This window comes from Streptomyces himalayensis subsp. himalayensis, from assembly GCF_013778455.1.
GTDB classification, from domain to species: domain Bacteria; phylum Actinomycetota; class Actinomycetes; order Streptomycetales; family Streptomycetaceae; genus Streptomyces; species Streptomyces himalayensis.
This window is the reverse complement of the sequence record NZ_JACEHE010000096.1, coordinates 1-797: the sequence shown is the minus strand read 5'-3', so window position 1 is coordinate 797 and position 797 is coordinate 1. Positions and strand designations below refer to the sequence as shown.

At 70.8% G+C, this 797-nt stretch carries 1 protein-coding gene; it reads right to left on the bottom strand.

What is annotated here, in order from left to right; translation table 11 throughout:
• On the bottom strand, positions 1 to 797 hold a 797-nt coding region (locus tag H1D24_RS41590), incomplete at both ends, for a YceI family protein (RefSeq protein WP_181662967.1).

Here is a 797-nt window from a genome sequence, read left to right as displayed (position 1 = left end):
CCTTGTACGGCCTGGATGTCGAGTGCGACCTTGAGTGTCGTGCCGATGGCGGCGATGCCGGCCTGTACGACTTGGTTGTAGTTCATTGCGAAGTCTTCGCGTCGCAGTTCGGTGGTTGCGCGGAAGGCTGCGCGGACGCCGCCCCAGGGGTCGGGTCCGGTGCCGAGGTAGGCGAGGTCGAGGTCGGCGGGGCGTACGACGCCGTGCAGCTGGAGTTCGCCGTGGACGGTCCAGCGGTCGGATCCGGCGGGGCTCAGTCCGGTCGAGCGGTAGGTGATCTCCGGGTACTGCTCGACGTCGAGGAAGTCGGGCGACCTGAGGTGTCCGTCGCGCATGTTGTTGCCGGTGTTGATGGAGGCGGCGCGGATGACTGCCTCGACGCGGGACTTCTCCACGTCATGGGCGATCTCGATGCGTCCGCCGAAGTCGGTGAAGCGGCCGTGCACGCTGGAGATGCCCAGGTGCTGGGCGACCGCGCCGACCGAGGAGTGCGCGGGGTCGATGCTCCAGGGCCCGGGCGGCGGCAGCTCGGTGCCGCCCTGGCGGGCGAGGACGACGTTGCCGATCTCGGCGCGCCCGCTCGCCGTGACGATGGCGGTGGATGCGGCGGGTGCGTAGCCGACGGCGGTGACGATCACCGTGTACGGGCCGGGGGCGAGGGGCGTCGCGTCCCGTACGGCACCCTCGCTGTCGGTTCCGGCGCGCAGCACCTGCGTACCGGTCATGTCGGTCACCGTGACCACCGCGTGGGGCACGGCCCAGCCGTCCCGCGTCTGGATGCGTGCGCTGAGCGCCAT